This is a genomic window from Yersinia aldovae 670-83, assembly GCF_000834395.1.
GTDB classification, from domain to species: domain Bacteria; phylum Pseudomonadota; class Gammaproteobacteria; order Enterobacterales; family Enterobacteriaceae; genus Yersinia; species Yersinia aldovae.
Genome location: NZ_CP009781.1, coordinates 4,015,990 through 4,042,028 on the forward strand (window position 1 = coordinate 4,015,990; position 26,039 = coordinate 4,042,028).

The following is a 26,039-nucleotide window of genomic DNA, read 5'->3' on the forward strand; positions in this document are numbered from 1 at the left end:
TTAGCTGATATTGTTATTTCCATCGGTCAATTGATCCAACAGCCAATAGCCTGCCGGCCCCGGCGGGCTTTTTTTCGACCAAACGGCATCAATCGAAATCATTCTCGGCCAATCCAATACTGGCAGTGCGACCAATTTTTGATGCCCGAACTGTTCTACCAACCAGCGAGGCAAAATAGCCCAACCAAAACCTTGCTCTGCCATTTCCAGCAACATTAAGTAGCTCGGCGCAGACCAGATAAGGCCTCTTGATTGATTACGCTCAGTTCGGTTATAGGTATTCAGGCACAGTTGTCGGGTGGTTGCCAGTTGCTCGGCGTGTACTCGTGGCAAACTTGTCAGCGGGTGATGACGCAATACGAATATCGCCATTTCAGTCTGCGCCGGTAAACGGCTGGCCGCAATATCAGGCGGATAGTGATGTTGGACTTCCACCACGCCGATATTGGCGCGCCGAAGCTGTAAAAGGTCGATAACATCATTATCTTCGGCGATCAGGCATTCAAATTCGATATCCGGGTATCGTTGTTCAAAACGACGCAGCAGGCTTTCATGGTGTGTCGGCTGATAAGTATCGGACAATACAAACGTCAGCCGCGTTTCAACCTGGCCGGCCAGACGGATGGAGAGATTATCCAAACGCTCGCTGGCAGCCAATATCTCTTGCACATGAGCCAGCACCCGGCGGCCGTTATCGGTTAACACCGGTTGACGGGCCTGCCGGTCAAACAGCGTCAAACCAAGGTCTGCTTCCAGATTGGCAATAGCCGTACTGATAGTTGACTGACTTTTACGCAGTTTGCGAGCTGCCGCTGAAAAAGAGCCAAGTGCGGCAGATTCGACAAATGCGACCAATGCTTCAGGGGAATAATGCATGATGTATCTATTTAATCGATGGGTTCTATTTTTAATCTATCTTAAAAAGCGATGATAATCACCTTCGACAATCTGTTATCAGTTAATTTAAGTGGGTGTTTTATGCAAGTTCATCACAGATCTTTCTTTGAGCGAGTTATCCATGCTATTGGTTTTGAAGCCATTGCTGTCGCTATTTGTGCGCCTGTTGGCGCATGGCTGCTGGATCGTTCAATGCTGCAAATGGGGACTTTGGCGGTGATCCTCTCTTCGGTGGCGATGTTGTGGAATATTGTATACAACAGCCTGTTCGACCGCTTCTGGCCCGTCAGTCGGGTCGCGAAAACATTGCGGGTGCGGGTATTTCATGCGTTAGGTTTTGAAGGCGGGTTTATTCTGATTGGTTTACCCATCGCGGCATTGGCCTTGGGTATTTCGTTGTTACAAGCATTTATGTTAGAGATTGGTTTCTTCCTGTTCTTCCTACCCTATACCATGCTTTATAACTGGGCCTATGACAGCCTGCGTATGCGAATTATTCTTGCTCGTCAGCCTGCGGCACTGAAACCTGTATCTGAAAACGGGCGCAGTTCACGCTAAGTATTTACCGGTTATTCACCTTTAGCCGCAGAGAACAGCGCGGCTGAAACGTTTTTATGTGACTGTCTTCACAAAGCGAAAGGGTTTAGTGCATTGGGATTGTTGTTTCTCTGGTGTGATTTTACAGTGGATATCGTTGACGTTAAGTATCGCTGTAATGGAGAAGTTTCTGATGACGACCTATGCCCTGGTGGGCGACGTTGGTGGCACGAATGCCCGTTTAGCGCTTTGCGCTGTAGCAACGGGCGAAATATCACAAGCAAAGACATATTCAGGATTGGAATACGACACACTGGAAGATGTAATCAAGCAATATCTGTCTGAGCACTCGGTTAATGTTGCGGATGCCTGTATTGCTATTGCCTGCCCGATTACCGGGGATTGGGTGGCGATGACTAACCATAGCTGGGCATTTTCTATTGCGGCCATGCAGCAAAGTTTGGGGCTGAATCATCTGGAAGTGATCAACGACTTCACTGCGGTATCGATGGCTATTCCGGTGTTGTCGGCGCACGACGTTCTGCAATTTGGTGGCACTGAACCTAAACCGGGCAAACCGGTGGCGGTATACGGCGCTGGTACTGGGCTGGGAGTGGCCCATTTAGTCAATGTGGCGCGTCGTTGGATAAGTTTGCCGGGAGAGGGTGGGCATGTTGATTTTGCGCCAAACAGTGAAGAGGAAGACCGAATTCTGGCGGTGCTGCGTAAAGAGTTAGGGCATGTCTCGGCTGAGCGGGTGTTATCCGGGCCGGGGCTGGTGAATTTATATCGTGCGATCGTGATTTCTGATGAGCGGCTGCCGGAGAATCTGGCACCGAAAGATATTACCGAACGCGCATTGGCGGATAATTGTACTGATTGCCGCCGCGCTTTATCGCTATTTTGCGTTATTATGGGGCGTTTTGGTGGCAATTTAGCGCTTAATCTCAGCACGTTCGGCGGTGTTTATATCGCAGGCGGCATCGTGCCTCGCTTTATGGAATTCTTTAAAGCATCGGGTTTCCGTAGTGCTTTTGAAGATAAAGGTCGTTTCAAAGATTTCCTGCAAGATATTCCGGTCTATATGATCACTCATCAGCAACCAGGGTTACTGGGTGCAGGAGCCTACTTGCGTCAAAAGCTAGGGCATGAATTATAAGCTTTTTGTTCGCAACGGGAGAAACAAGAAAGCAGAGCCAAGGCTCTGCTTTTTGACTTAATAAAATCACCCATTACGCATGGCTATTAGCCGTCACTCCCGCCGCAGCAGTTGGTGTGTTTTCAGCCTCAGTAGCAGCATCTTTTGGTGGTTTGATGATAAAGGTCAGAAGTAGAGAAAGCACTGACAGCACGGTGATGACGATAAAGGTGGCGTGATACCCGCCCAAGCGTGCGGCGATAAACGACCCTGCCAGCGCGCCCAGGCCGAATCCCTGATAGATAACACCGTAGTTCTTACTGTGATTTTTTAACCCAAAGAAATCGCCAACAATCGCTGGGAACACGGTGATATTGCCACCAAAACAGAAGGCAATGGCACCGACACACAAGAAGAATAGCGCGTGAGTCAGCGGCACAAAGATCAATACTGATACCGCTAACGTGGTGACCAGCAAGGTAAAGCTGATTACGCGCAGGCGGCCCACTTTATCAGACAGCGCGCCAAGGATGATACGCCCGGCGGTGTTGAAGATAGCAATAGCGGAAACGGTATTGGCTGCGGTGGCAAGATCCATTCCAGCCAGTTCTACGCCTAAATCTTTCACGATACCAATCAGATACAAACCACCCATACATGCGGTGAAGAAGATCATAAACAGGAAGTAGGACTCTTTCACTGCCAACATCTCTTTGACACTGAAATCACGACCCGCTCCGGCAGGTTGTAGGCTATTTGCAACCTGTGGTGCGGCCACTTTTTCCCGTAACAGGAATGAACCGGCTCCCACCAGAGCCATCACGATAAGGCCCCAATAGAAAAACGCCAGCGATACGCCCTGATTGGCAATCAAACTGGTATTCACATATTTGAATAACAGGCTGCCAGTACCAAATGCCCCGACAGAAATACCAGAAATCAGCCCCTTACGTTCCGGGAACCATTTAATGAGATTCGACAACGTGGTGATATAGGCTGTGCCATCAGCAAAACCAACCACAAAACCGGCCAACAGATAAATCATGCCTAGTGAGGTGGCAAAGGCGCTGGCAATCAGCCCCAAGCCAAGAATGATGCCAGAAATCAGCGTCAGTTTGCGGATACCAATACGCTCTTGCAGGCGGCCGGCAAATAAGGTGGCGAAGGCCAAAGAGAAGCTGGTGATGGAAAACGTGGTCGCAACGGCCCCGAGTGACCAACCGAATTGCTCCCCCAGAGGTTGGTTAAATAGGCTCCAAGTATAGATAGTGCCCAATCCCATCTGAACAATGATGGTACCCACAACAATTAGCCAACGATTAACCGGTTTACTGCTCATGCCGGACTCCTTAAACATCAACACAATGTGGCCCGAATAATGGCTATTGATGGCAATAGCGTCGGATGCCTAAAAATTACGTGCTGATAAATCACCGGAGATATTGCTGTGACGTGTTATCAGCCCGCCCAATGAAACCAGTATACGGGCGGGCTAACCAGGATAGATCAAAACGGGAATGAGCTGCATTGCAGCAGGAATGAAATGCCTCTAAAGGCGCATCAACTGCCTGAACTCTTTTATCTTGCTACGACTGACGGGGACTTCAAAATCCAAATCGCTGAGCCGTAAAATATAGGTGTTGTTAAACCACGGCACGATTTCACGGATTTTGGATAAGTTGACACAATAGGAGCGGTGGCAGCGGAAAAAGTATTCATCCGGTAAGCGGCTACAAAACTCGGTAATATTCATCGGCATGATAAATTCGGCTCGCCGGGTATAGACCAACGTCACTTTTTCTTGTGCTGCGGCATAATAAATATCATTGATATCCGTTACGATAATACGCTCATCTTTCATCAAATTGATGGTATGGGCGGCAGGACGGTGGCTGGCGTTATTATTCGCTTCACCCTTCTGGTTGTCACGCCGATGCAGTGCTTCCAGTTTTTGTAACATGGTGACGATACGTGATTCGTGATAAGGCTTCAAAATATAGTCAAATGCTTCAATTTCAAAAGCTTCGACCGCGTGCTCTTTGTAAGCAGTGATAAAGATAATATAAGGTTTATGGGTGAATTTACTGATGTTCTGCGCTAACAATACACCATCCAGCGAAGGGATATTGATATCGAGGAAGATAGCATCGACCTGATGGTTTTGCAGATATTTAAGGACATCCAACCCATCTTCAAAAGTGGCTTCAATCGTCATGCCGCTGTGCTGGCGAATAAGGTAACTTAGCTCTTCCTGAGCCAGAAACTCATCTTCAACAATAATTACTTTCACGGATTAAACTCCGGCTGAAATACGGGGTTCTGCATGGAGCTTGCCACCATTTTTACTGATATAAAAAGAGATCTCAGTTCCGGGTTCCATACGACGTATCTGTAAGCCCGTACCATATAATAATTGCACCCGGTGATGAACATTCAGTAAACCGATCTTATTGCCCGGCATCTCATTATTTGCCACGCTATCTATGGTCTCCTGATTAATTCCATTACCCGTGTCTTTTACCGAAATTTTTATTTGATCGTCGTGGTCTTTCACCGCAATCACCACGACACCTTTACCGCGGCAGGGCTGAATACCGTGTACGATAGCGTTTTCCACCAAGGGCTGAATCAGCAGACTGGGGATCTTCAGCGAGATATCGTCGTCAATATCGTAAATCACGGTCAACTTGCTGCCAAAACGGGCCTGCTCAATGGCGATATAGTCCTGAATCTGATGTAGCTCTTTACGAATATCAATCTGCTCATCATTCAATTCCAAGTTGTAGCGTAAATAGCGCGATAAATTAATAATTAACTGACGTGCGGTATCTGGATTAATGCGAATTGATGACGAGATAGCATTTAAGGCATTAAACAGAAAATGTGGATTTATTTTGCTTTGCAGCGCCCGCATCTCCGCTTTATTGGCCATTTCACGCAATTGTTCAATGCGCGAGACTTCCATTTGCGTTGAAATTATTTGCGATAGCCCCACAGCCATCACTTTCAAAGAATAAGTGATTTTATGGGCATGGCAGTAATAGATTTTTAGCGAGCCGGTTACTTCACCTTTCTCCCATAATGGGATAATGATCATCGAATGAATCTGCGGGGTGCGATTCATTTCATCGTTGTTACGAATGGTTATTTTACCACGCTGAATACTCTTTTTGGTGATATCACTGATGATTTCATGACCGATATTATACTTTTCAACGCCGACACCAACGTAAGCCAGAATATTTTGTGTATTGGTGATGGAGACGGCGTCAGCTTTAATATCGTTGCAAATAATCTCACACACGCTACGTAATGATTCGCCGTTGATATTACGAAAATAGGGCAGGGTTTTATTAGCAATATCCAGCGCCAGTTTTGCTTGCCGCGCCGCAATGCCTTCTTTTTCATCCTCGACACTTTGCACCAGCAGCACAATCAGCCCTATACAAACCGCACCTAAAATCATTGGAATCGCGATTTTAGATACAATATCAATGCCTAATGCTGTCGGTTTGGCCCAAAGTACCACCAATAGCATGGTGAGTGATTCACAAATCATGCCCGCCAGAATACCCATACTCCAGCGCCGCTCTTTCTTTACTTTTAGGTTGATATAACCGGACATCAGGCCAGCAATAATACTGGTTATTAAGCAAGGGATTGATGTTATACCATCTATATCAATAAGATAACGGTGGGAACCAGCAATAATACCGGTAATAATCCCCACCCACGGGCCGAATAAAATCCCGCCCGACATCACCGCAATAACCCGAACGTTAACCAGAGAGCCTTCGACGTTAATCCCGGAATAGGTACCGAAAATAGCGAACAACGAGAAAATAGCTGTCACGGCAGCCAGTTCCAGCGGCGTGTGCTTCTCTTTTTGCAACAACTGACGGAACAGGTGGGTGCGGGTCAGGAAGAACAGGCAAATTAACATTAGGGCGGCGCGATCAAATACCGCCAGTAACATTTCAAATATTTGGTGCACGCGATTCTCTCTTGGCGATCGCCTTGACGTTTACGCTGGGATCAATGGGAACCCTGCGCGAATAAGCGACTAACTAATTTATTCGGTTAACTATAAGGAAAATGGTGGCTGGCGGCTACTTTATCCGTGCGATTTGTCTGATGACGGGCGTGGATATCTGCCGCAGCGCAGGCTCCGGCAGTGTGGAAAGGTGTGATACGATTATTCGGCCATGCCCAGTTGTTGTTTACCGGTGGCCGTCAGGTTGTTGACTGTCGCTTTGCCGCTAAAATTAACTTCAAAATCATCGGCTGCAAAGTCCGGTGGCGAACGGCCATCAAGAAAACTGGCAAGCTGGTACGGCAGGTAAGTGGCATTTTTTTCACACCACGGTGCTGCGGCGATATACATCACGTTGCTATCAAATTCACCGTTATGTTCATTTTCCACTGAATGAATTACGTCGCAGTGCCAGAACACGGTGTCACCGGCCTCCAAATCAGGAATAGGGGAAATAGCTTCGAGTAAAAGAGGATGCCACCGTTCGGCGGCTGATAGCGCACGGCCCGGTGCCGCACCGCACAAATCATCATCAGCCACATCATCTTGCAAGGCGCGCAGCAGGATGTAAGCCATTGCATTAGCAATCGGAATGACATTTAGCGTACCCGCATGGGTGCGTTGTGGTGTCAGTGCTGTCCAGCCTTGGAAGGTACGGAACATTGAACATACCGCCGGCGACGGGAACTCACGCACTTCTGGCCGGCCATCAGCGGCGAATGGGTCATATTTCTGCCACTCGCCGGAGAAAACATGGCGGTAGACATGACGGAAGTTTTCATCCAACCAGCGCTCAATCGATCCGCCATCGACATGCGGTGACAGGCCAAGTGATGACGATTTGGGTGGGCGGCGACGGGTACGATCAGCATAAGTCACCACGCGGTTAGGATCAAAATGTTGCTTGCCGTTGCTCTCGGTTTGCCACAAATTATTTAAGAATACCTGCACCGCATTCATGCGTTTATCCTGACGAGCCTCGACTTGTGGTGTCGACCAATAAATCCCGTAAATCTGTGGTTTACTGGCAGCCAGCGTGCCGAAGTAATTGTCTTCAGCGGCATTTTTCAGGCGCTCAACAAAGTTATTGTGCTCCAGATAATCCCCGATTTCACGGTTCCAGGCCGCCGCTTTTTCGGTTGGGAATACCCCGAGGATGGCACAGCAGCCTCGCTGTCTTATTTGTGCTTTTTGTTCCTCTGTCACTTTGCCATTGATAATATCATCGGCGTGAATACGCGGAACCGGGTTCTCACCCCGCGACAGGCTGCGGCGGATCTCCGCGACTTGCTGGCGAATATTATTTTCCACCGCCTGGAAAACCTGCTGATAATCAGGCAGCTCCTGACGTAACTGTTGCTTCACCGCTTTGATTGCTGCGGGAATATCGTCTATGTGTAATGAAGCCATAATGCTGATTCTCCGATAGCTGTAGGGTTGAGGGCTGTCGTAAAAGTGAACCTTTGCTGACCATTTGTGTGTTTTTTGTTATCTTGAAGTGAACATTGTTTAGCTAAAATAGAGAACAATAAAGGGATGAGGTTAGGTAAAAATTTCCTCTTTAATTTTAATTCTTCTATTTATCACCAACCGCTGCATATTGAGGGAAGAATGGCACCAGTTATTCCGATGTTTAGCTGTCCCCCTATTTCATTACGGACGCCTCGATTGCGGTTAGATAGCCTTGTCGAGCAGGATTGGCCACTGTTTTTACAGCTATACCAAGACCCGGATGTCCAGCGGTATATTGCCGATAAGATGGATGTGGTTGAAATTCGCCGCTGTTTTGAAGCCCGCCTGATGCCTTGGGTGAAAACTTCAACTCATTGGTTATGCTTAACTATTAGGGAAAGAGAGAGCGGGCAGTCCATTGGACTTACCGGATTTTTACCTGAATGGCTGCCGTTACAACAAGCTGAAGTGGGATATGCCATGTTGCCATCATTTCAGGGAAAAGGATTTGGCAAAGAATCATTGATGGCCGTGTTGGCTTTTGGTTTTCAGCAATGCCAATTTCATAAAATGAAAGCCACTGTTACCGTCGGGAATGATGCGTCGCGGCATCTGCTGGAGCGCTGTGGTTTTCAACTGGAAGGTACTTTGCGTGATAACTTTCAGCTCGGTGGGCAGTGGTGCGATGATTGGGTGCTAGGACTGCTTGAGTGCGAGTTTGCGCTATAGCGCAGAACTCCGATGAGTTAGATAATTATGATCAGCCACTCGACACCGGTTCGGCGCTGGGATATGTTCATAAATAGACCTTTTGCGGGTCAGCGTCGCTCGGACGGTCCGGGCGCTTACGTATTCCGAGGAAATTATGGCTGAACACCCAGCTCGTCGTTTTACCCGTATTGACCGCCTTCCACCTTATGTTTTCAACATTACATCTGAGCTAAAGATGGCCGCACGCCGTCGGGGTGAAGATATTATTGATTTCAGTATGGGTAACCCGGATGGCCCAACACCGCCGCATATTGTTGAGAAAATGTGCAGCGTCGCCCAACGTGAAGATACTCACGGTTATTCAACCTCTCGCGGGATACCACGCCTGCGCAGGGCGATTTCGCACTGGTATGCTGATCGCTATCAAGTGGAGATCGATCCTGAAAGTGAAGCCATTGTCACCATTGGTTCGAAAGAGGGGCTGGCCCACCTGATGCTGGCAACCCTGGATCACGGCGATACCGTACTGGTGCCGAACCCGAGTTATCCGATTCATATTTATGGTGCGGTGATTGCCGGGGCACAGGTGCGATCCGTGCCGCTAACTGAAGGTATTGATTTCTTTGGTGAGTTGGAACGGGCTATTCGTGAAACCATCCCTAAGCCGAAAATGATGATCCTCGGATTCCCCTCCAACCCGACGGCACAATGTGTAGAGCTGGACTTTTTCGAGCGTGTAGTGGCACTGGCAAAACAGTATGACGTGCTGGTAGTGCATGATCTGGCCTATGCCGATATCGTTTATGATGGCTGGAAAGCACCGTCAATCATGCAGGTGCCGGGGGCGAAAGATATCGCGGTGGAGTTTTTCACTTTATCGAAAAGTTACAATATGGCGGGCTGGCGTATTGGGTTTATGGTCGGTAATCCGGAACTGGTCAATGCACTGGCGCGGATCAAAAGTTATCACGACTACGGCACATTTACTCCATTGCAGGTCGCTGCCATTGCTGCACTGGAAGGCGACCAACAGTGTGTCCGTGATATCGCTGAGCAATATCGGCAGCGGCGCAATGCATTGGTGCGCGGTTTGCATGAGGCGGGCTGGATGGTTGAAAACCCAAAAGCCTCAATGTATGTTTGGGCTAAAATTCCACAACCTTATGCGCATCTAGGTTCGCTCGAATTTGCTAAACGCCTGCTGGCTGAGGCGAAAGTCTGCGTCTCACCGGGGATTGGATTTGGTGATTATGGTGATACCCATGTGCGCTTTGCTCTGATTGAGAATCAGGATCGCATTCGTCAGGCAGTGCGCGGAATTAAAAATATGTTCCGCGCTGATGGCTTGCTGACATCGGGTAAGTGAGTGTCGTCAGCACCTATGTAGTTTGAAGTATGACGGATATATTCTGGCCGGTGACTTAAGGTGCCGGTCAGAACAGAATACTTCTTCTTCACCTGTTATTCGCCCGCGCTTAATGTTCTCTTCATCTGTTTGCACCATACTGACTTATTATGTGTGACTTATGCGGAGCACGGCCATGAAAAATCACTATTCCTTATCTCAAATAACCCTGCATTGGTTAACATTACTAATGATTGTTTTGACCTATTCAGCAATGTTACTCAGTGATTCTGTGCCGGATGAAGATCGAGCATTAGTGAAAAATCTGCATTTTAATTTTGGCATTTCGGTCTGGATATTGATGCTGGCGAGGCTTTGGCTACGTCATCGCAACCCTATTCCGCGGATCACACCAAAATTACCTGACTGGCACCTGTTTAGCGCTCAGATTCTGCATTGGGGTTTATATCTTATGTTTTTATCGCTGCCGGTACTGGGTTTTTTAGCGCAAGCTTATGGTGGGAAGACCTGGTTCTTGCTGGGATGGCAGGTGCCGCTGTGGGTGACACCGAATGATGAAGCGCGCTCTTATCTGAAACAGACACATGAGCTAATTGCCAATTTAGGTTATTTCGTGATTGGAATACATGGGGTGGCGGCGCTTTATCATCACTATATTCGCCGCGATGATACCTTACGTAGAATGATGCCAGGTAAATAATCTGCTCGCATAAAACGTTAAAGGGCGCGAATGCGCCCTTTCTACTATGTCAGGTGGCCGATGATTTGAATCATTATTACTCGACCATTATCATGAAGGTGCCAACCCAAACCACCAACATAATCGAGATACCCATAAAGAAATATTTCACTGAACAACTCCCCCTGGAGCTACTTCGCCAGTAACAATCCAAATTGCTGTGCTGAGTATCAAATGTGAATGAATGACTCTTTAATCAATTGCTGCTATTTCACCATAACCAGCTCGCTATCAATCTGAGATACATCCGAAATGTCGATCCAACCCGGTGATGGGCTACTGCGGGATCGCGCTAATGTAATCCCAATGGAGTAGAGATTTCAATACTGTAATTTTATGCATCAGATCACAATTTCATACAGAAACTGTAAATAATGTTAGCCAATATATTGAAGTGTGACGTTATTAACGTTTTTTTAAATTATCGCCAAATAACAATTTGTTACTCTATTGGCTAATTTTTATGCCAACCTCGCGGATACCCACCAAGTCAGCCGATTTTCCGTACGGTCACATCAGCCTCTAAACCCAGTAAATACAGGGCTTGTTCCAATGCTTCAACTTTAGATGCGTAGAAAATATCCAGCAGGCGATCCATTTGCGCTGCGTTCAAGCCAAGTTTTCGTGCCATATCAGCTTTACGGGTGTCAGTGCTTAACATGGCATTATGCAGTTCGGCTTTCAGGCGCACCAGAATAGGTACATGGACGGCGATATCCTCGGGTTGCAGTGCTGATGGAGCCGGAACGGGGCGACGTTCTTCCATCTCAGCGGCGATACCGTTTTTAATGCCATCCTGCGCTTCCAGCTCAATGTCTTCGGAGGAGTAGGTCACCGATTCCAATTCAGGGAAATCGCGGTAGTGGATATGGTATTCTCCGCTGGTTTCATCAAAAGTATAACTGGCTGGATAACTGAACACGGCGCTCACTCCTGTGGGGGAAATACGATAAGTTGCGGCATTGTACTGGTATTTATCCAAATCAGGTGACTTATTTAGTGTGTTGATTTACCCATGTGGTAGAATATTGGCGTGTGATTTACCCTGTTAATTGTAGAAAAAACATCCAGAGGATGCTATCGAAATGTATTGAGCATATAACATGGCCCCATACGATTTATCCACAGTCAGAGGGTTATATAAAGTACAATGATAAATAATTTACTTTAAATAAAAATAATTTTCCTATGATTAATCTAAACGCTCATGAAACCATTGTAGTAAAAAATTCTAAATAGAATGCAGATCTGTTATTATTCCGTAACCAAAACCCTTTCAAATAAAAGATAAAAATTACCGTCGTCGCTAATAGTGACGTGTAGTTACTATCTATTTTTATATCTGAAAAGAGATGTTTGTTGTGTTTAAGCTAAATTTAAAAACATTCATCTTATTTAATTGTGATTTTTAGTTTTTTATTGAGGAATTTCTGTCAATGATGAAAAGAATACTATTGAGTTCTACATTTATAGTCACATTATTATTGAGTGGTTGTGCTACGGAATCATCGCGAACGCTAGATGTTGCTAAAGTTGCTTCCTACGGCACGCAATATAGTGGTCCTCGCAGCCCTATTTCTGTGGGTAAATTTGATAATCGTTCAAGTTATATGAGCGGATTATTCTCTGATGGTGTAGATCGGTTGGGGAGCCAGTCAAAAACTATTCTGGTGACACATTTACAGCAAACGGGTCGTTTTAATGTATTAGAACGCACCAATATGGAAGAGCTGAAAACAGAAGCCGCAATTTCAGGCCAGAGCCAGCAGCTAAAAGGTGCAACGTATGTGGTGACCGGGGATGTGACTGAGTTTGGCCGCAAAGAAGTGGGTGACCGCCAACTATGGGGCATCTTAGGTCGCGGTAAATCTCAGGTTGCTTACGCTAAGGTTAATCTGAATATCGTCAATGTGAAAACCTCTGAAGTGGTGTTCTCTTCACAAGGTGCGGGTGAATATGCACTTTCTAACCGTGAAGTGATCGGTTTTGGTGGCACTGCCAGTTATGACTCAACGCTGAATGGCAAAGTATTGGATTTAGCCATACGTGAAGCCGTAAATAACTTGGTCGCTGGCATTGAATCGGGTGCCTGGCAGCCTGCGAAATAACGCTAACTATAATGTGTATGGATACCGAAATATGAAATTAATACCCAAATTGTCTTTGTTGCTGGCTGCTGCTGTTTTAGCCGGTTGCGCTACCGCGCCGAAGCCTATTTATAACTGGGATAACTACCAATCAACGATTTATGAATACTATAAATCTGATGCCAGCCCTGAGCAGCAAATTGCTGCCTTAAAAGAGAATATTGAGAAGTCTCGCGCTAAAGGTATACCGGTGCCTCCGGGCTTACATGCCCATTTGGGGATGTTGTATGCCAATACTGCCCACCCAGACCTGGCAATAGCTGAGTTTAATCGGGAGAAAGCGGCCTTCCCTGAGTCTGCGCCGTTTATGGATTTTCTCATGAGCAAGGATAAAGGGGCATTTAAATGAAATCTCTTTTTGCGTTATGCGCGGTTATGATGGCGCTACTACTGACCGGGTGTGCCAAGCCAATTCAGGACTATTCTGCCTTTAAGCAGAGCAAACCTAAAAGTATTTTGGTGCTGCTGCCAGAGAACCAATCACCTGAGGTTGAAGCCAGTCACGGCATGTTGTCGCAGGTGACTTATCCGTTATCTGAAGCCGGTTATTATGTGCTGCCCGTTGCGGTTGTTGAGGAAACATTCAAACAAAATGGAATGACTCATGCAGGCGACATCAGTGCTGTTAGCCCCGCGAAGCTGCACAAGATTTTTGGTGCTGATGCGGCGCTGTACATCACTGTGGTGCAATATGGGACGTCTTATCAGGTGATCGCCAGCGACACCCGCGTCACAGCTAATGCCAAACTGATCGATCTAAAAACAGGCAAATTGTTGTGGAGTGGCAGTGCGACCGCTTCCAGCAATGAAGGGGATAATTCATCTGGCGGTATCATTGGTTTGCTGGTACAGGCAGCGGTGACGCAGATTAGCAATACCATTGCGGATAAAAGCCATGATATTGCCGGTATTACCAGTACCCGGATGCTGTCCGCAGGAACGCCTAACGGGTTATTGTATGGCCCACGTTCACCACAATACGGCAAAGATGCTAAGTAAATATCTTTAGCTAATGACGCCCAAAATACCTGGGCGTCATCATCAGTTTATTCACCCGTGGCTGAGCTTTATTGTTGTTTCGCGTCACGTCACTTTGTGGCTAGAGTGACAACCTGACTGACAATATTAGTGCAATTCGGCGGGGAGCAGCCAAACACAAGATGTATGGGTGACTTGGTTGAAAGCAGTAATTACATCCTAATATGACTACTGAGTTGGTGAGTAATATTTGACTAATGTGGTGCTTTAACCTTCACCATTCAAGCTGTTATCCTATCTTCAGTTGAGGGTTTCACCGACTGGCTTGTAGGAAATCAACGTTATGTTGAATATGAACGAGAGATTTGATGGTAAAAATAGCGCTGGTGAGCAGAATATCCACGCCGCTTTTGAGTTAAGTTTACTGCTCAAAGCGATACTGGCAGTGATAGAGATTATCACCGGTATTTTGACTTATTTTGTCACACCGCAGTTTCTGCTAAATATTTTGCATCGCATCACACGGGTCGATTTTATCGAAGGTCATGGTGATGTGGTCGTCAATTACCTGCAACATGTGGCGCAAAGTCTTTCTATTAGCAGTTTACATTTTGCCGCATTCTATCTAATTATCCACGGTGTCGTTAAGTTATGGATTATTATCGGCTTATGGCATGAAAAATTGGGTTACTATCCCGCAGCCATTGTTATTTTTAGCTTATTTATCGTTTACCAACTCTACCGATATACCTTTACGCACTCAATGCTGCTGCTACTGATCACCGCTTTGGATGTTATGGTTATTGTACTGACTTTGCTGGAGTATCGCAGGTTACGGCATCAGTCTAAAAATCTCACCGAGATGCAATGAATTATTTCAAAAGGGATTAAACCGGCATAGCCTGGCTATCCTTTAATGGCGCTGCGCCATCGAAAAATTAGCTACGAGATGGATAAAAGTGTCCCCTAAATTATAAAGTGAATAATATTTACCAGTAACAACATCATCGATTAGGGAATACATGTGCCTGACCAATAATGGTCAGATCAACCATCAAGCCAATATTAATACCTTCCCGGCTGATCGTTTTGATTTCTACGGTTTCGTCGCTGCCAACGATATGCAAGGTGAGTGTCGAGATAAACCCGGCAAAATCAATATTGATAACTTTTGCCAAACAATGGGGTGTGTATTGATGTCCGCCAGGCAAGGGCGTTATGGTAATTTGTTCTGGTCGCAGCATAATCCGCGTAAGACCACGGCGTTGCATGTCGTCAACACTCACCTGACCTAATACGCAATCAGCCCAACCCGAGTCGATATGTGCTGAGAGAATCAGTGTCTCGCCAAGGAATGTTGCGGTCGGTTCATCAACGGGCCGCAGATACAGTTCCTGCGGTGGGCCGACATGTGCCAGCTTGCCAGCACGCATTACCGCAACTTGTGAAGCGAACGACAGGGCTTCTGTTTGATCATGAGTCACCAGAATTGAGGCGATATTGGCCTGCGCCAATAGTTCGGCCACGGCCTTACGGGTTGAGGCGCGTAACGCGGTATCCAGTGCTGAGAAGGGTTCATCCAGTAGCATTAGCACCGGGCGCTGAGCCAGCGCTCTGGCGAGAGCGACGCGTTGCTGCTGCCCACCAGAAAGCTCATGGGGCCACAGTGCGGATAATCGCCTATCCAGTGATACCATCTCCATCAGTTCACCAATCCGCTGTGTTTTTTCCTGTTTTGTCCCTTTCAAGCCGTAACCAATATTGCCTGCTACGGTGAAATGTGGGAACAGAGCACCATCTTGTGGCACAAAGCCAATGCCTCTTTTATGCGCGGGTACATGGGTTGAATGATCAAATACCGATTTGCCCTGTAAGATAACCTTGCCATGATCGGGGGTTTCAAACCCCGCAATGATCCGCAACAGCGTAGTTTTCCCTGAACCGGAAGGCCCGACAATAGCAGTACGGCTCCCCGCCGTTACGTGCAAATCAATGTGGTCCAAAACGGTAACAGATTGGTAAGACTTACCGATTCGCTGGAGTTCAAGCGTGCTCATAATCCTGCCGTACGTTGAGATTGAGAATAAAGAAGCCAGGTTAACGGCAGTGAAAGCGCCACCATCAGCAGTGCATAAGGGGCTGCGGCGACGTAGTCAATTTCGCTGGTTAATGCCCAAAAACCCGTCGCCAGTGTGCGAGTACCGTTCGGTGATAAGAGTAATGTGGCCGTCAGTTCATTGGATATGGCGAGAAACACCAGTGCAGCGCCTGCCGCAGCACCGGGGGCCGCCAGCCGCATGGTGGTGCTCCATATCGCTTGAGTGGGGGTTTTCCCCAAGCTGCGGGCGACATTTTCCAGTTCGACCGGTGCTTGTGCAATACCGGCCCGCAAACTGATTAAGGCGCGTGGCGTAAACATCAATAAATACGCCAGCAAAATAGTAAACTCGGTTTGATACAACGGACGAGCAAGTCGGATGGTGATAGTGACCAGCGCCAGTGCCACGACAATGCCCGGTAACGAACTGGTCACATAGTTACACCCTTCCATCACACGATATAATCGGCCCGGATAACGTACTGACAGCCAGGCCATTGGCACCGCGCACAAGGTGATAATGGCCGCACCACTCAAGGCCAATGTCAGGGTTTGCCTGACCGCAGGTAGCAATTCAGGATTTAACCAGACATCGATGCCCCCAATATAGAGCCAACGTATAAGGGTTATAAAGGGTACGCCGAGCGAGAGTGCTGACAGTGTCAGAGGCAACAGCAGGCACAGTAAGGTGGTAGCTCCTCCCATCGTGTAAGGCGTCTGGCTTCTGGCACTACCAGAACCGACCCGCGCATAGCGGTTGTAACCTCGGGTGGTGGCCTCCATTAACAATAGCGCCAGACAGCAAAGCGCCAGAACCCCGGCCAACATATTTGCCGCAGGGCCATTAAATGTGGATTGGAATTGGTCGAAAATCGCGGTGGTAAAGGTATCGAAACGGATCATGGCATACAGCCCATATTCCGCTAATAGGTGCAGAGCTATCAGTAGTGAACCGCCCCAAATCGCTAATTTTAACTGGGGCAGCACGACACGAAAGAAGACTGTCACGGGTTTACTGCCTAAGGATGCCGCGGCATCTTCAATCCCTGGATCGAGGCGGCGCAACACCGCCGCAGCAGGTAAGTAGATAAAGGGCACATAAGCAATGACTGAAATGAAGACGCCGGCGGCAAGCCCATGCATCGATGGCATCAGGCTAATCCATGCATAACTTTGTACGAACGCCGGTACTGCCAACGGTGCGATAGCCAGTAATGACCAGATTCGCCTGCCGGGTAGGGTCGTTCGTTCGGTAAGCCAAGCTAGCGCAACGCCGAGCGTGGCACAAAGCGGTAAAGTGAAAACCACCAGTAAAGCGGTATTGGTCAATAGTTCGCCCACTCGAGGGCGAAAAACCAGAGCTTTGACCGTTGACCAGCCAGTATCAATTGCAATACCAATAACAAATACCAATGGCAGCAATGCTACTAATGAAAGCAGGATAGCAATAACTACCATCCCGGTCGCCGGGCGGTGGTTATGTTGCCGAAACGTTGTATTACGGCCTGAAAACGCAGCAGTATCGGTACTTATATTGGCCATAATAGGTGAAGACGCTCGGCTGGTTAAACGCCAGTCTGATCACAGAACCGGCGGATGTTTAAAAGTATTTTTATCAGTCAGTTGGCTGCCTTACAGCAAGCCCGCTTCAGTCATGAGTTCAACCACTTTTTTGCTGTTCAGATTTGATGCTTCTACTTTCGGAGCATCCAATTCTTTCAGTGGAACCAGTTTAGGATTCGATGCCGCATCAACGCCAACAGCATATTCAAAGGCATTGTTAGTACGTAAGACTTCCTGGCCCGATTTGCTGGTTATCCATTTTACGAATGCTTGAGCTTGCTGTTGGTGCTTACTAGAGGCTAATACACCGCCGCCAGAAACACTGACGAACGCGCCAGGGTCCTGATGTTTGAAGTAATGCAGCTTAATTTTGTCGCTATTTTCGCCAGTTTTCGCCTGATCAACAAAAGGATAATAGTGATAGATAACGCCGCCATCAATTTGGCCCGCATTGACCGCTTTCATTACCGTGCTGTTACCTTTATAGGCGGTAAAGTTGTTTTTCATGGCTTTTAACCATTCTAACGTGGCTTTCTCGCCCTTCAACTCTAGCATGGCACTGACAATTGCCTGGAAGTCTGCACCTGATGGTGAAGCTGCCCAACGGCCTTTCCACTCCGGTTTTGCCAGATCCATGATGGATTTAGGCAACTGCGCTGCGCTGATTTTTTCCGGATTATAGACAAACACGGTGCTACGTGCGGCAATACCGATCCAACGACCATGTTCAGGCCGGTACTCTTTAGCAATCTGCGCCTGCGTTGCCGCGTCCAGAGGGGCGAACAGTTTTGCATTATCCACCAGAACCATTGCCGGGGAGTTTTCGGTCAGGAAAACATCGGCAGGTGATGCGCTGCCTTCCTGAACCAGTTGGTTGCCTAACTCGCTGTCTCCGCCATTACGCAGAGTGACTTTGATGCCGGTATCTTTGGTGAAACCCTCAACCCAGGATTTTACCAGATTTTCATGCTGGGCATTATAAACCACAATGCCTTCATCGTTTGACGCAGCATTCACAGAAAATGCCAGCAATACGGAGGACGCCAGCAGAGCGATAGGGGCGAGAGAAAAGAAACGTAACTTCATAGCGACATCCTTTTAAAAGGTCAGAGAAGTAAACTGGGTTGCCAGGCAAAGACAAAACACCACAATTGTATAGAAAGAAACTCACAATGATAGTGAAAATGATTCCTATTATTGTCGTGGTGTTTCATTTTTAACGCGGTTATCTGAGGTGAATAGGAAGTGGGAATGTACTGAGTCTTGGACAACACCACCCGTATTGCATCGCAGTATATTTGTGAAAAACTCATCATATCGCAGCATTTTCCTGTTTGTTCGCGCCAGACAATGACTTAACATAGCTATCACATTTTTGCATGGTTTATGGATATTCAATGCGCTATCTGGCTGTGGTTCTCCCCTTACTCATTTTGCTGTCAGCCTGTAGTAGCAAGCCGACGTCTCCTGTTGCGGCTACACCCTCGGGCGGCCTGGTTCAGAGCGGTTTTTTACTTGAGCCACAACATGTAGGTCATGTGAAAAACGGTGATTTTGCCTATAACGCGGATACCGCCCGTTTTGTGGATAAAATGGTGCGCGAACATGGCTTTGAACCTCAACAATTGCATGATGTATTAGCGCAGACTCAGAAGTTAGATTGGGTCATTCGCCTGATGGATAAACAAGCGCCGTCGGCAGGGCGGCCTTCCGGCCCGAATGGGGCCTGGAACCGCTATCGTAAACAGTTTATTACTCCTGATAACGTGCAAAACGGCGTGAACTTCTGGAACCAGCATGAAGAGGCTTTGCAACGTGCGTATGAGGTATACGGCGTGCCGCCGGAGATTATTGTCGGTATCATCGGGGTTGAGACGCGTTGGGGTCGGGTTATGGGTAAAACCCGCATTATTGATGCGCTGGCAACGCTCTCCTTCGCCTATCCACGCCGTGCGGAGTATTTTACCGGTGAGCTGGAAACCTTCCTGCTGATGGCCCGCGCTGAGGGTAATGATCCGCTCAGTTTGCGTGGTTCTTACGCCGGCGCGATGGGCTATGGCCAATTTATGCCATCGTCATTTAAAAGTTATGCCGTTGATTTCAATGGTAATGGTCATGTGAATTTATGGGACCCTGTGGATGCAATTGGCAGTGTTGCCAACTATTTCAAATCACATGGCTGGACCAAAGGGGCTGTGGTCGCGGTGCCTGCCAATGGGCAAGCACCGTACCTTGATAACGGCTTTAAGACTAAATACCCTATATCAACATTATCAGCGGCAGGGTTAAGCCCAGCCAACTCGCTGGAGGATTATCAGGAAGCCAGCTTGCTGCGTCTGGATGTTGGCACGGGGTATCAGTATTGGTATGGTTTACCTAACTTCTACACCATCACCCGTTACAACCACAGCACCCATTATGCGATGGCAGTGTGGCAGTTAGGTGAGGCCGTCGGCAGGGCGCGCCGCGGTTAATACCTGTCATCTTTCAAGTTGCAGGTGTGTTGGCTGCTCTAGATAACCCGAATCATTTACTGGTTGTTGAACTTAAAATAAATAGACTCATCGGGATTAATGAGCCTCATCCTTGAGGCTCACCCTGCGGGCTAGCATAAATGCGGTACAAATCGGTTCCTGACCAATTTGTATCTTGCTTGCTGCCTCCCTGCACCCTAAAACCTATAGGGTATTGCGGATAAAATTAAAACCAAGTGGTCGCCTATCTAATCGGTTTATAAACTCTTTTTCTCATTACAATAGATGCGAAATATCATCCGGATTCACTGATGGCGGCGATTTTCGCCAGCCGCGCGTCAGCCACAGCAAGTAAATAAAGCCCGCCAGTAACCACAGTAAGCCCACTTCAAGCGCGCGCTGCTCAAGATGGAGCCACAGCCAGACTGACATCACAAACCCCAGCATTGGCAGCAACCCGTATTTGAACATGGCAGCCGCACCACGGCGTTTCTCATTGATAATAAAGTGTTTTATCACGCTCAGATTGACGAAGGTAAACGCACCCAGTGCACCAAAACTTATCATCGATACCACTAAATTCAGGTCAAGGAACAGTGCCAGCAATGAGATGGTTGCGACAAACAGAATGGCCCGCCACGGGGTATGAAACTTGCGATGCAGATGGAAGAACACTTTGCGCGGCAGCACCCCTTCACGGCCCATAGCATAGAAGATGCGCGAAACACTGGTCTGCGCGGTCATCGCCGAGGCATAAACACCGGTGAGGTAAGTGGCCATAAAGAAGTTATACATCCACTTGCCACCCACATGCTCTGAGATAATCAGGCTGGCCGTATCCTGATAGGGAATCAATGACTTCCAATCGGGATAAACCAAATGCGCGGCATAGGAAACGGCGATAAAGATGGCACCAGCGCTGATGACGGTAAACAGAATAGCGCGTGGCAGTGTTCGCTTAGCATCGTGCGCTTCTTCTGCCATCGTAGCGATAGCATCAAAGCCAAGGAAGGCCAGGCAGAGTACCGCCGCGCCAGACAGCAAGCCGGAGAAGTCACCGCCATTCACCAATAATGGCTGCATCAGTGCCTCAGGGCTTAAATCTGCCTGACTAAACGAGAGTGCAATAAACAGCACAATAAAGATCATCTGTGCGGCAATCAGGGTAAAATTCACTGAAGTGAGTAACCGCACCCCGAGAATATTGAGCAAACTGACACTGACGATAGAACCAATAATAAAGACCGGAGCGGGGATAGCCGGAAATGCCTCGTGCAAGAAAATGCCTAAAACCAGGTAATTAAGGATGGGCAGGAACAGATAATCCAAAATTTGCGCCCAACCCACCAGGAAACCGGTTTTTCCACCAAAACTACGCTGAACGTAAGAATAGGCAGAACCTGATAACGGCATAGCGTTGGTCATCCGGCAATAACTGAGGGCGGTAAACAGGATGGTGACGACGGTCACCAGATAGGCAACGGGGAGGTGCCCCTGGCTTAATACGGTCACCTGTCCATAGGTAGTAAAGACGCCCAATGGCACCATGTAGGCAAGCCCGAAAGCGACCAGCGCGGGGGTTTTAAGCACTCTGCGCAACTGAATATTTTGTGGCATTACCGTATCATCTCCTGGCGAAAACAAGCACCGTTAAGTTGCATTTTTATGCAACTGTAAAATACAAAGGAGCGGATTTTGACACAAGGGCAGGCGCTTTGAAAGCCCATCCCCTTTATGGTTGGCGCAGCCACGTTATTGGCTACGGGCGCTCCCCCTAATCACTGACTTGTATCAATGATTAGGGGGGATTAACTGCCGTTTATTGAACCGAATCAGTGGCCTGATAAACCACTTTACCGCCAACCAACGTCGAGTTCACCTGAGTTTGGTAAATCGTTTCCGGTGACTGCGCAAACAGGTTATTTTCCAGAATAATGATATCGGCGAATTTACCGGCTTCCAATGAGCCGATGTATTGCTCTTTCGCAATCATATAAGCAGCATCAATAGTTGCTGAGCGTAATGTCTCAATTAGCGTCAGGTTCCGATCATTATCCAGCCGAGGGCCTGCCGGATTGCCGTCAAGATCCCATGCGCGGCGTGTCATACCGACTTGCAGGTTGTACCACTCATCAAGTCGGTCAATCGGCCAGTCACTGCCATAAGCTATACGCGCACCTGCATCGAGGAAACGAGCGGCTGGCTCCATATGCTCGAAACGTGCTTCGCCGAGCATTTCGCGCTCCTCATCAATCAGCACACCCGGCAATCCTCCCCACTGGAAAGAGAGTACGGCAGTCGCACCGAGCTTGGCAAAACGGCCATATTGATGCGCGGCCACCAGCTCGTTATGTGCCAACCCTGGGCGGATATCTTTACCGGGCAGTGCGGCACGCATCTGTTCCACCGCGTCCAGTACCATCTCGATAGCACCGTCCCCCACCGTATGGGTATGAGGATGAAGCCCCGCGCGGGCGCATTCCACAATCACTGCATTGACCACGGGTGCTGTAAAATAGAGGTCACCATAACGCTCGGTATTTTGCCAGTCAGGCTGTTGTGCGCTGCCGCAGTTGGCGCGATAAGGCTCCAACAGCGCGGCAGTCATGGTCGGTGGCTGTAACACTCCGTCAATAAACAGTTTGAGATGGTCGACGGCAAAACCCGGTGCAGGAACCCATTCACGGCACCCCCATTGGCGGCCAAACTCAACTACGTCCTGAACCACACGAGCCGCATCCTCTGGCCCTTGCAGGCTATCTGGCGTCACTTCTTTGGCGCCAAGCACCCGCAGCGTCAATTCATCGCGCTCATGCAACTTACTGAAAGCCAAAAGTTGTTCGGCAAAAACACGGGTATCCATTACGGTAGTGACACCCTGCGCGTTTAGCACTTGCTGTACATGGGCGGCGATCTGCACATTTTTTTCAGGCGTCGCGGAGGGAATGCTGTCAAAGGCGCGCATGGCGGGCGCATCTTCCAAAATACCGGTCAGTTTACCGTGTATATCGCGAGCAATTTTGCCATCGGGCGGCACTGGGGTATTTTCGTCAATACCCAGCAGCTCCAGTGCACGGCTGTTGGCCGCCAGTGTGTGGCAGTCATTCGAGAACAGGGCGACCGGGCGGCGAGTATTGAGTGAGTCCAGCGCGGCGCGGCTCATATCAGCACCGACCGGTGTCATCGCCTGACGCTGCCAGGCGCGCACGGTCAGCCAGTCATTCTCGCCTTTGAAAGGATCGCCATCAAGGTGCTTTTGAATAATATCCAGCGTCTGTTCAACACTTAGCGCGGCATAATTTAGGTTACAACCAATCAGTTGTTTACCGCCCCAGAACGGGTGCATATGGCTGTCAATAAGACCGGGCATCATAAATTTGCCAGCCAGATCGATCAGTTGGGTTTCTGCTGCGGCGAATTGCTGTTTAATTTCATCCCCGCCGGTTGCCAGAATGTAGCCCTGACCTAGCGCAATTGCGCTGCAAACCGTGTTATTCGTATCTGCCGTGTAAATCGTGCCGTTGTAATAAATAACATCGGCGACAGGAGTCTGTTTAGTCATGTTATGCACTTCGTAAAAAATAAGAGGAATCAAATAGCTATTATAGCCTGCTATACCCACTAAAACTCTCCGACGTTAACTTCTGGCCGGAATAGCTATTTTGTTGCCAACAATGCGCTTTCCATCATGGCTGTGAGGTGACGTAGAATTTCCGCTTCAGAAAAGCCTAATTCTATAAACTGGGTTAGTCCATCCAAACCACAAACCAGCCCAATCAATCGCCAGGCAACATCACTAGGGTTTATGTCCGAGCGAAATTCATTGCTGGCAATACCGGCATGGATCACCTCAACGGTGGCCGAATGCCAATCTGACATTGAAGCGGCGTAAGCCTCTTTTATTAGCTCATCCCGTTCGGCCAATATTGAGACTTCATTCCACAGGCGGGTTTCTCTTTTACCGGCTTCATCTTGCGGATAACCCAATACCTTTTGTAGCCGTTCAACTGCCGGCACATGTTTGCTGTTTTTTGCAAACGCACTTAAGGATTGTTTTACCAATAGTTGAAAAGCATCTGCCCGTAAGCGTGAAACCGATGAAAAGTGATGATGGACTTGCCCGACCGCTACACCGGCTTCACTGGCAACGCGCCGGACAGTCGTTGCTGCCATGCCCTCAACCATTGCCACCCGCATCGCAGCCTGCAAAAGGGTGTCGTGGCGTTCTTCACGATTCAAATAGGCCAAAGCAACTCCTCTAATTTGACGCAACAAGTTATTCACCATTATGTGACGAATTGGACGAACGTTCAACTTTCCGCTATTATTGCTATATTGAACATCTGTTCAACATTAATTAGTACCTTATTGAGCACGACAGTATGTCTAAAAAGTGGATGATTTTTTACGTTATTATTCTGATGTATCTCCCTGTTTCTATTGATGCAACCGTATTGCATGTGGCCGCACCACGGCTGGGGATTGCGCTGTCGGCTACCGGCAGCGAATTGCTGTGGATTATCGATATTTACTCACTGGTCATGGCGTGTCTGCTTTTGCCAATGGGAGCGCTGGGGGATCGCATTGGATTCAAATGGCTGGCTTTGCTGGGGTCGATACTGTTTGGCCTGGCTTCGTTGGCGGCAGCATTTGCGCCGTCCGTTGCCACACTTATTGCCGCGCGTGCGTTGCTGGCTATTGGGGCTGCGATGATTTTACCTGCAACACTCTCCGCCGTGCGCAATACTTTTACCGATGAGCGGGAAAGGGCGCTGGCGCTGGGCATATGGGTTGCAGTCGGGACTTCAGGTGCGGCGATGGGGCCGCTGGTGGGCGGGTTATTACTGGAATACTTCTATTGGGGATCAGTATTCCTGATCAATATTCCTATTATCATCGCTGTGGTGATTGCCACATTGGTGGTTATCCCCAAGCAACCTGTTCGCCGCGAACAAAGCTGGAAATTGGCTCCGGCCTTGGTGCTGATTGTTGCTGTTCTGCTGTTGGTGTATGCCGCTAAAAGCGGGTTGCGCGGCGGGGGGGATCCTGTTGTCACGTCACTGACCGCATTGATTGGCGGCGGGATGCTGTTTGCTTTTGTTCGGCATCAGCTATCAACAGCGGCACCGATGATTGATTTTCGACTGATCAGTCAGCGTGTTATTGCTATCGGTATGATGATGGCATTGACGGCGATGATAACGCTGGTGGGTTTCGAGCTATTGTTGACGCAAGAATTGCAGTTTGTCCTTGGGAAAAGCCCGCTTGAAGCCGGTATGTTCCTATTGCCATTGATGATTGCCAGTGGCGTCAGTGGGCCGATATCCGGCTGGCTGGTGTCTACATTGGGGCTGCGCACCGTAGCAAGCGCGGGTATTGCACTGAGTTCATTAAGTTTTCTTGGGCTGGCCTGGACCGATTTTGCCACTCAGACCTATGTGGCGTGGGCTTGGATGGCATTACTCGGTTTCAGCATCGAAGCTTCATTGTTGGCATCCACCGCCGCAATTATGAGCGCTGCACCGCCTGAGAAAGCCGGTGCAGCCGGTGCGGTTGAAGGGATGGCTTATGAGCTGGGGGCAGGGTTGGGTGTGGCAATATTTGGCCTGATGCTATCACGAGCGTATACCGCGTCTATTGTGCTGCCAGCGGATTTACCTGCCAGCTTGGTTGAGCAGGCGAGTGCCTCGATCAGCGAAGCTATTCAGGTGGTCAATAGCTTGGGTGGGAACGAATCGTTGCTGGCGAGTGCTAAGTTGGCGTTTTCTGCCTCACACAGTTTGGTGTTAGGTACGGCGAGCGGCTTATTAATTCTGCTCGCCGGTGTCGTGTGGTACACCATGCCGGGGAAGAATATGCGGCAATGGGGGAAACAGAGCGCCACACATCACTGATTAACGAGTTGT

At 48.4% G+C, this 26,039-nt stretch carries 24 protein-coding genes; 11 read left to right on the forward strand and 13 right to left on the reverse strand.

Annotation, left to right across the window (positions count from 1 at the left end):
- Window positions 1-876, reverse strand: a complete 876-nt coding sequence (locus tag AT01_RS18040; protein WP_042548124.1) for a LysR family transcriptional regulator — start codon at window positions 874-876, stop codon at window positions 1-3.
- Window positions 877-978: 102 nt separating this feature from the next.
- Between AT01_RS18040 and AT01_RS18045 the strand changes: the two genes are divergently transcribed.
- Both AT01_RS18045 and glk read left to right on the forward strand, forming a co-directional pair.
- Window positions 979-1,455 (forward strand): multidrug/biocide efflux PACE transporter, encoded by a 477-nt coding sequence (locus AT01_RS18045; RefSeq protein ID WP_042548125.1) that lies wholly within the window; start codon window positions 979-981, stop codon window positions 1,453-1,455.
- A 172-nt stretch (window positions 1,456-1,627) separates the two neighbouring features.
- Window positions 1,628-2,593: a glucokinase gene (gene glk / locus AT01_RS18050; RefSeq protein WP_042548126.1), complete on the forward strand. Its 966-nt coding sequence runs from the start codon at window positions 1,628-1,630 to the stop codon at window positions 2,591-2,593.
- A 73-nt stretch (window positions 2,594-2,666) separates the two neighbouring features.
- Here the strand turns inward: glk and AT01_RS18055 are convergent, their stop codons facing one another.
- From AT01_RS18055 to AT01_RS18070, 4 genes are all read right to left on the reverse strand, one after another.
- Window positions 2,667-3,911: an L-lactate MFS transporter gene (locus AT01_RS18055; RefSeq protein ID WP_042548127.1), complete on the reverse strand. Its 1,245-nt coding sequence runs from the start codon at window positions 3,909-3,911 to the stop codon at window positions 2,667-2,669.
- 210 nt (window positions 3,912-4,121) lie between these two features.
- On the reverse strand, window positions 4,122-4,862 hold the full coding sequence (locus AT01_RS18060; protein WP_004703845.1) for a LytR/AlgR family response regulator transcription factor: 741 nt from the start codon (window positions 4,860-4,862) through the stop codon (window positions 4,122-4,124).
- A 3-nt stretch (window positions 4,863-4,865) separates the two neighbouring features.
- On the reverse strand, window positions 4,866-6,566 hold the full coding sequence (locus tag AT01_RS18065) for a sensor histidine kinase (protein WP_042548128.1): 1,701 nt from the start codon (window positions 6,564-6,566) through the stop codon (window positions 4,866-4,868).
- Between the two features lie 201 nt (window positions 6,567-6,767).
- Complete coding sequence (locus AT01_RS18070) at window positions 6,768-8,015, reverse strand: DUF1479 domain-containing protein (RefSeq protein ID WP_042548129.1); 1,248 nt, start codon at window positions 8,013-8,015, stop codon at window positions 6,768-6,770.
- Window positions 8,016-8,234: 219 nt separating this feature from the next.
- On the opposite strand from AT01_RS18070, the gene AT01_RS18075 reads away from it, so the two are divergent.
- The 3 genes from AT01_RS18075 (at window position 8,235) to AT01_RS18085 (ending at window position 10,834) form a co-directional block, all read left to right on the forward strand.
- Complete coding sequence (locus AT01_RS18075; RefSeq protein WP_042548705.1) at window positions 8,235-8,786, forward strand: GNAT family N-acetyltransferase; 552 nt, start codon at window positions 8,235-8,237, stop codon at window positions 8,784-8,786.
- A 136-nt stretch (window positions 8,787-8,922) separates the two neighbouring features.
- Complete coding sequence (gene alaC, locus AT01_RS18080) at window positions 8,923-10,134, forward strand: alanine transaminase (RefSeq protein ID WP_042548130.1); 1,212 nt, start codon at window positions 8,923-8,925, stop codon at window positions 10,132-10,134.
- 175 nt (window positions 10,135-10,309) lie between these two features.
- The gene (locus AT01_RS18085) at window positions 10,310-10,834 is read left to right on the forward strand and encodes a cytochrome b (RefSeq protein WP_042548131.1); all 525 of its coding nucleotides are present in this window, start codon (window positions 10,310-10,312) and stop codon (window positions 10,832-10,834) included.
- A gap of 76 nt (window positions 10,835-10,910) precedes the next feature.
- On the opposite strand, the gene ypdK is transcribed toward AT01_RS18085, so the two are convergent.
- Together ypdK and AT01_RS18090 are read right to left on the reverse strand one after the other, a co-directional pair.
- Window positions 10,911-10,985 (reverse strand): membrane protein YpdK, encoded by a 75-nt coding sequence (gene ypdK / locus AT01_RS22390; protein WP_086017141.1) that lies wholly within the window; start codon window positions 10,983-10,985, stop codon window positions 10,911-10,913.
- A gap of 378 nt (window positions 10,986-11,363) precedes the next feature.
- Window positions 11,364-11,795 carry a type II toxin-antitoxin system HicB family antitoxin gene (locus tag AT01_RS18090; RefSeq protein ID WP_004703838.1) on the reverse strand — a complete coding sequence of 144 codons (432 nt, stop codon included), beginning with the start codon at window positions 11,793-11,795 and terminating at the stop codon, window positions 11,364-11,366.
- A 514-nt stretch (window positions 11,796-12,309) separates the two neighbouring features.
- Here AT01_RS18090 and AT01_RS18095 point away from each other — a divergent pair.
- The 4 genes from AT01_RS18095 to AT01_RS18110 all read left to right on the forward strand — a co-directional run bounded on the left by AT01_RS18095 (window position 12,310) and on the right by AT01_RS18110 (window position 14,869).
- A complete protein-coding gene (locus tag AT01_RS18095) occupies window positions 12,310-12,981 on the forward strand; it encodes a CsgG/HfaB family protein (protein WP_042548132.1) in 672 nt (223 codons plus the stop codon).
- A 31-nt stretch (window positions 12,982-13,012) separates the two neighbouring features.
- Window positions 13,013-13,369 carry a DUF4810 domain-containing protein gene (locus AT01_RS18100; RefSeq protein WP_042548133.1) on the forward strand — a complete coding sequence of 119 codons (357 nt, stop codon included), beginning with the start codon at window positions 13,013-13,015 and terminating at the stop codon, window positions 13,367-13,369.
- Window positions 13,366-14,019: a DUF799 domain-containing protein gene (locus AT01_RS18105; protein ID WP_042548134.1), complete on the forward strand. Its 654-nt coding sequence runs from the start codon at window positions 13,366-13,368 to the stop codon at window positions 14,017-14,019. Before AT01_RS18100 ends, AT01_RS18105 begins: the two co-directional genes overlap by 4 nt.
- 322 nt (window positions 14,020-14,341) lie before the next feature.
- Window positions 14,342-14,869: a DUF2127 domain-containing protein gene (locus AT01_RS18110; RefSeq protein ID WP_042548135.1), complete on the forward strand. Its 528-nt coding sequence runs from the start codon at window positions 14,342-14,344 to the stop codon at window positions 14,867-14,869.
- Window positions 14,870-15,002: 133 nt separating this feature from the next.
- Here the strand turns inward: AT01_RS18110 and AT01_RS18115 are convergent, their stop codons facing one another.
- From AT01_RS18115 to AT01_RS18125, 3 genes are all read right to left on the reverse strand, one after another.
- Window positions 15,003-16,055, reverse strand: coding sequence for an ABC transporter ATP-binding protein (locus AT01_RS18115; RefSeq protein ID WP_042548136.1), 1,053 nt, complete (start codon window positions 16,053-16,055; stop codon window positions 15,003-15,005).
- Window positions 16,052-17,638: an ABC transporter permease gene (locus AT01_RS18120; RefSeq protein WP_042548137.1), complete on the reverse strand. Its 1,587-nt coding sequence runs from the start codon at window positions 17,636-17,638 to the stop codon at window positions 16,052-16,054. The genes AT01_RS18115 and AT01_RS18120 overlap by 4 nt, the downstream gene beginning before the upstream one ends.
- Before the next feature lie 90 nt (window positions 17,639-17,728).
- Window positions 17,729-18,745, reverse strand: a complete 1,017-nt coding sequence (locus AT01_RS18125; protein WP_042548138.1) for an iron ABC transporter substrate-binding protein — start codon at window positions 18,743-18,745, stop codon at window positions 17,729-17,731.
- Window positions 18,746-19,056: 311 nt separating this feature from the next.
- Here AT01_RS18125 and mltB point away from each other — a divergent pair, with 311 nt between their 5' ends.
- Window positions 19,057-20,133: a lytic murein transglycosylase B gene (gene mltB / locus AT01_RS18130; RefSeq protein WP_042548139.1), complete on the forward strand. Its 1,077-nt coding sequence runs from the start codon at window positions 19,057-19,059 to the stop codon at window positions 20,131-20,133.
- Between the two features lie 276 nt (window positions 20,134-20,409).
- Here the strand turns inward: mltB and AT01_RS18135 are convergent, their stop codons facing one another.
- From AT01_RS18135 to AT01_RS18145, 3 genes are all read right to left on the reverse strand, one after another.
- Window positions 20,410-21,750 (reverse strand): APC family permease, encoded by a 1,341-nt coding sequence (locus AT01_RS18135; RefSeq protein WP_042548140.1) that lies wholly within the window; start codon window positions 21,748-21,750, stop codon window positions 20,410-20,412.
- Window positions 21,751-21,952: 202 nt separating this feature from the next.
- The gene (locus AT01_RS18140) at window positions 21,953-23,695 is read right to left on the reverse strand and encodes an amidohydrolase (RefSeq protein ID WP_042548706.1); all 1,743 of its coding nucleotides are present in this window, start codon (window positions 23,693-23,695) and stop codon (window positions 21,953-21,955) included.
- A 95-nt stretch (window positions 23,696-23,790) separates the two neighbouring features.
- Window positions 23,791-24,381 carry a TetR family transcriptional regulator gene (locus AT01_RS18145; RefSeq protein ID WP_082039800.1) on the reverse strand — a complete coding sequence of 197 codons (591 nt, stop codon included), beginning with the start codon at window positions 24,379-24,381 and terminating at the stop codon, window positions 23,791-23,793.
- A 134-nt stretch (window positions 24,382-24,515) separates the two neighbouring features.
- Between AT01_RS18145 and AT01_RS18150 the strand changes: the two genes are divergently transcribed.
- On the forward strand, window positions 24,516-26,027 hold the full coding sequence (locus tag AT01_RS18150) for a SmvA family efflux MFS transporter (protein WP_082039650.1): 1,512 nt from the start codon (window positions 24,516-24,518) through the stop codon (window positions 26,025-26,027).
- Window positions 26,028-26,039 lie beyond the last annotated feature (12 nt).

Bases quoted from the DNA above. Each gene is read 5' to 3' on its own strand.
- AT01_RS18120 (WP_042548137.1), bottom strand. From the start codon at position 17,638: ATGGCCAATATAAGTACCGATACTGCTGCGTTTTCAGGCCGTAATACA.
- AT01_RS18115 (WP_042548136.1), bottom strand. From the start codon at position 16,055: ATGAGCACGCTTGAACTCCAGCGAATCGGTAAGTCTTACCAATCTGTT.
- AT01_RS18150 (WP_082039650.1), top strand. From the start codon at position 24,516: ATGTCTAAAAAGTGGATGATTTTTTACGTTATTATTCTGATGTATCTC.
- mltB (WP_042548139.1), top strand. From the start codon at position 19,057: ATGCGCTATCTGGCTGTGGTTCTCCCCTTACTCATTTTGCTGTCAGCC.
- AT01_RS18110 (WP_042548135.1), top strand. From the start codon at position 14,342: ATGTTGAATATGAACGAGAGATTTGATGGTAAAAATAGCGCTGGTGAG.
- AT01_RS18095 (WP_042548132.1), top strand. From the start codon at position 12,310: ATGATGAAAAGAATACTATTGAGTTCTACATTTATAGTCACATTATTA.
- AT01_RS18100 (WP_042548133.1), top strand. From the start codon at position 13,013: ATGAAATTAATACCCAAATTGTCTTTGTTGCTGGCTGCTGCTGTTTTA.
- alaC (WP_042548130.1), top strand. From the start codon at position 8,923: ATGGCTGAACACCCAGCTCGTCGTTTTACCCGTATTGACCGCCTTCCA.
- AT01_RS18045 (WP_042548125.1), top strand. From the start codon at position 979: ATGCAAGTTCATCACAGATCTTTCTTTGAGCGAGTTATCCATGCTATT.
- AT01_RS18070 (WP_042548129.1), bottom strand. From the start codon at position 8,015: ATGGCTTCATTACACATAGACGATATTCCCGCAGCAATCAAAGCGGTG.
- AT01_RS18135 (WP_042548140.1), bottom strand. From the start codon at position 21,750: ATGCCACAAAATATTCAGTTGCGCAGAGTGCTTAAAACCCCCGCGCTG.
- glk (WP_042548126.1), top strand. From the start codon at position 1,628: ATGACGACCTATGCCCTGGTGGGCGACGTTGGTGGCACGAATGCCCGT.
- AT01_RS18140 (WP_042548706.1), bottom strand. From the start codon at position 23,695: ATGACTAAACAGACTCCTGTCGCCGATGTTATTTATTACAACGGCACG.
- AT01_RS18125 (WP_042548138.1), bottom strand. From the start codon at position 18,745: ATGAAGTTACGTTTCTTTTCTCTCGCCCCTATCGCTCTGCTGGCGTCC.
- AT01_RS18105 (WP_042548134.1), top strand. From the start codon at position 13,366: ATGAAATCTCTTTTTGCGTTATGCGCGGTTATGATGGCGCTACTACTG.
- AT01_RS18075 (WP_042548705.1), top strand. From the start codon at position 8,235: ATGTTTAGCTGTCCCCCTATTTCATTACGGACGCCTCGATTGCGGTTA.
- AT01_RS18040 (WP_042548124.1), bottom strand. From the start codon at position 876: ATGCATTATTCCCCTGAAGCATTGGTCGCATTTGTCGAATCTGCCGCA.
- AT01_RS18055 (WP_042548127.1), bottom strand. From the start codon at position 3,911: ATGAGCAGTAAACCGGTTAATCGTTGGCTAATTGTTGTGGGTACCATC.
- AT01_RS18085 (WP_042548131.1), top strand. From the start codon at position 10,310: ATGAAAAATCACTATTCCTTATCTCAAATAACCCTGCATTGGTTAACA.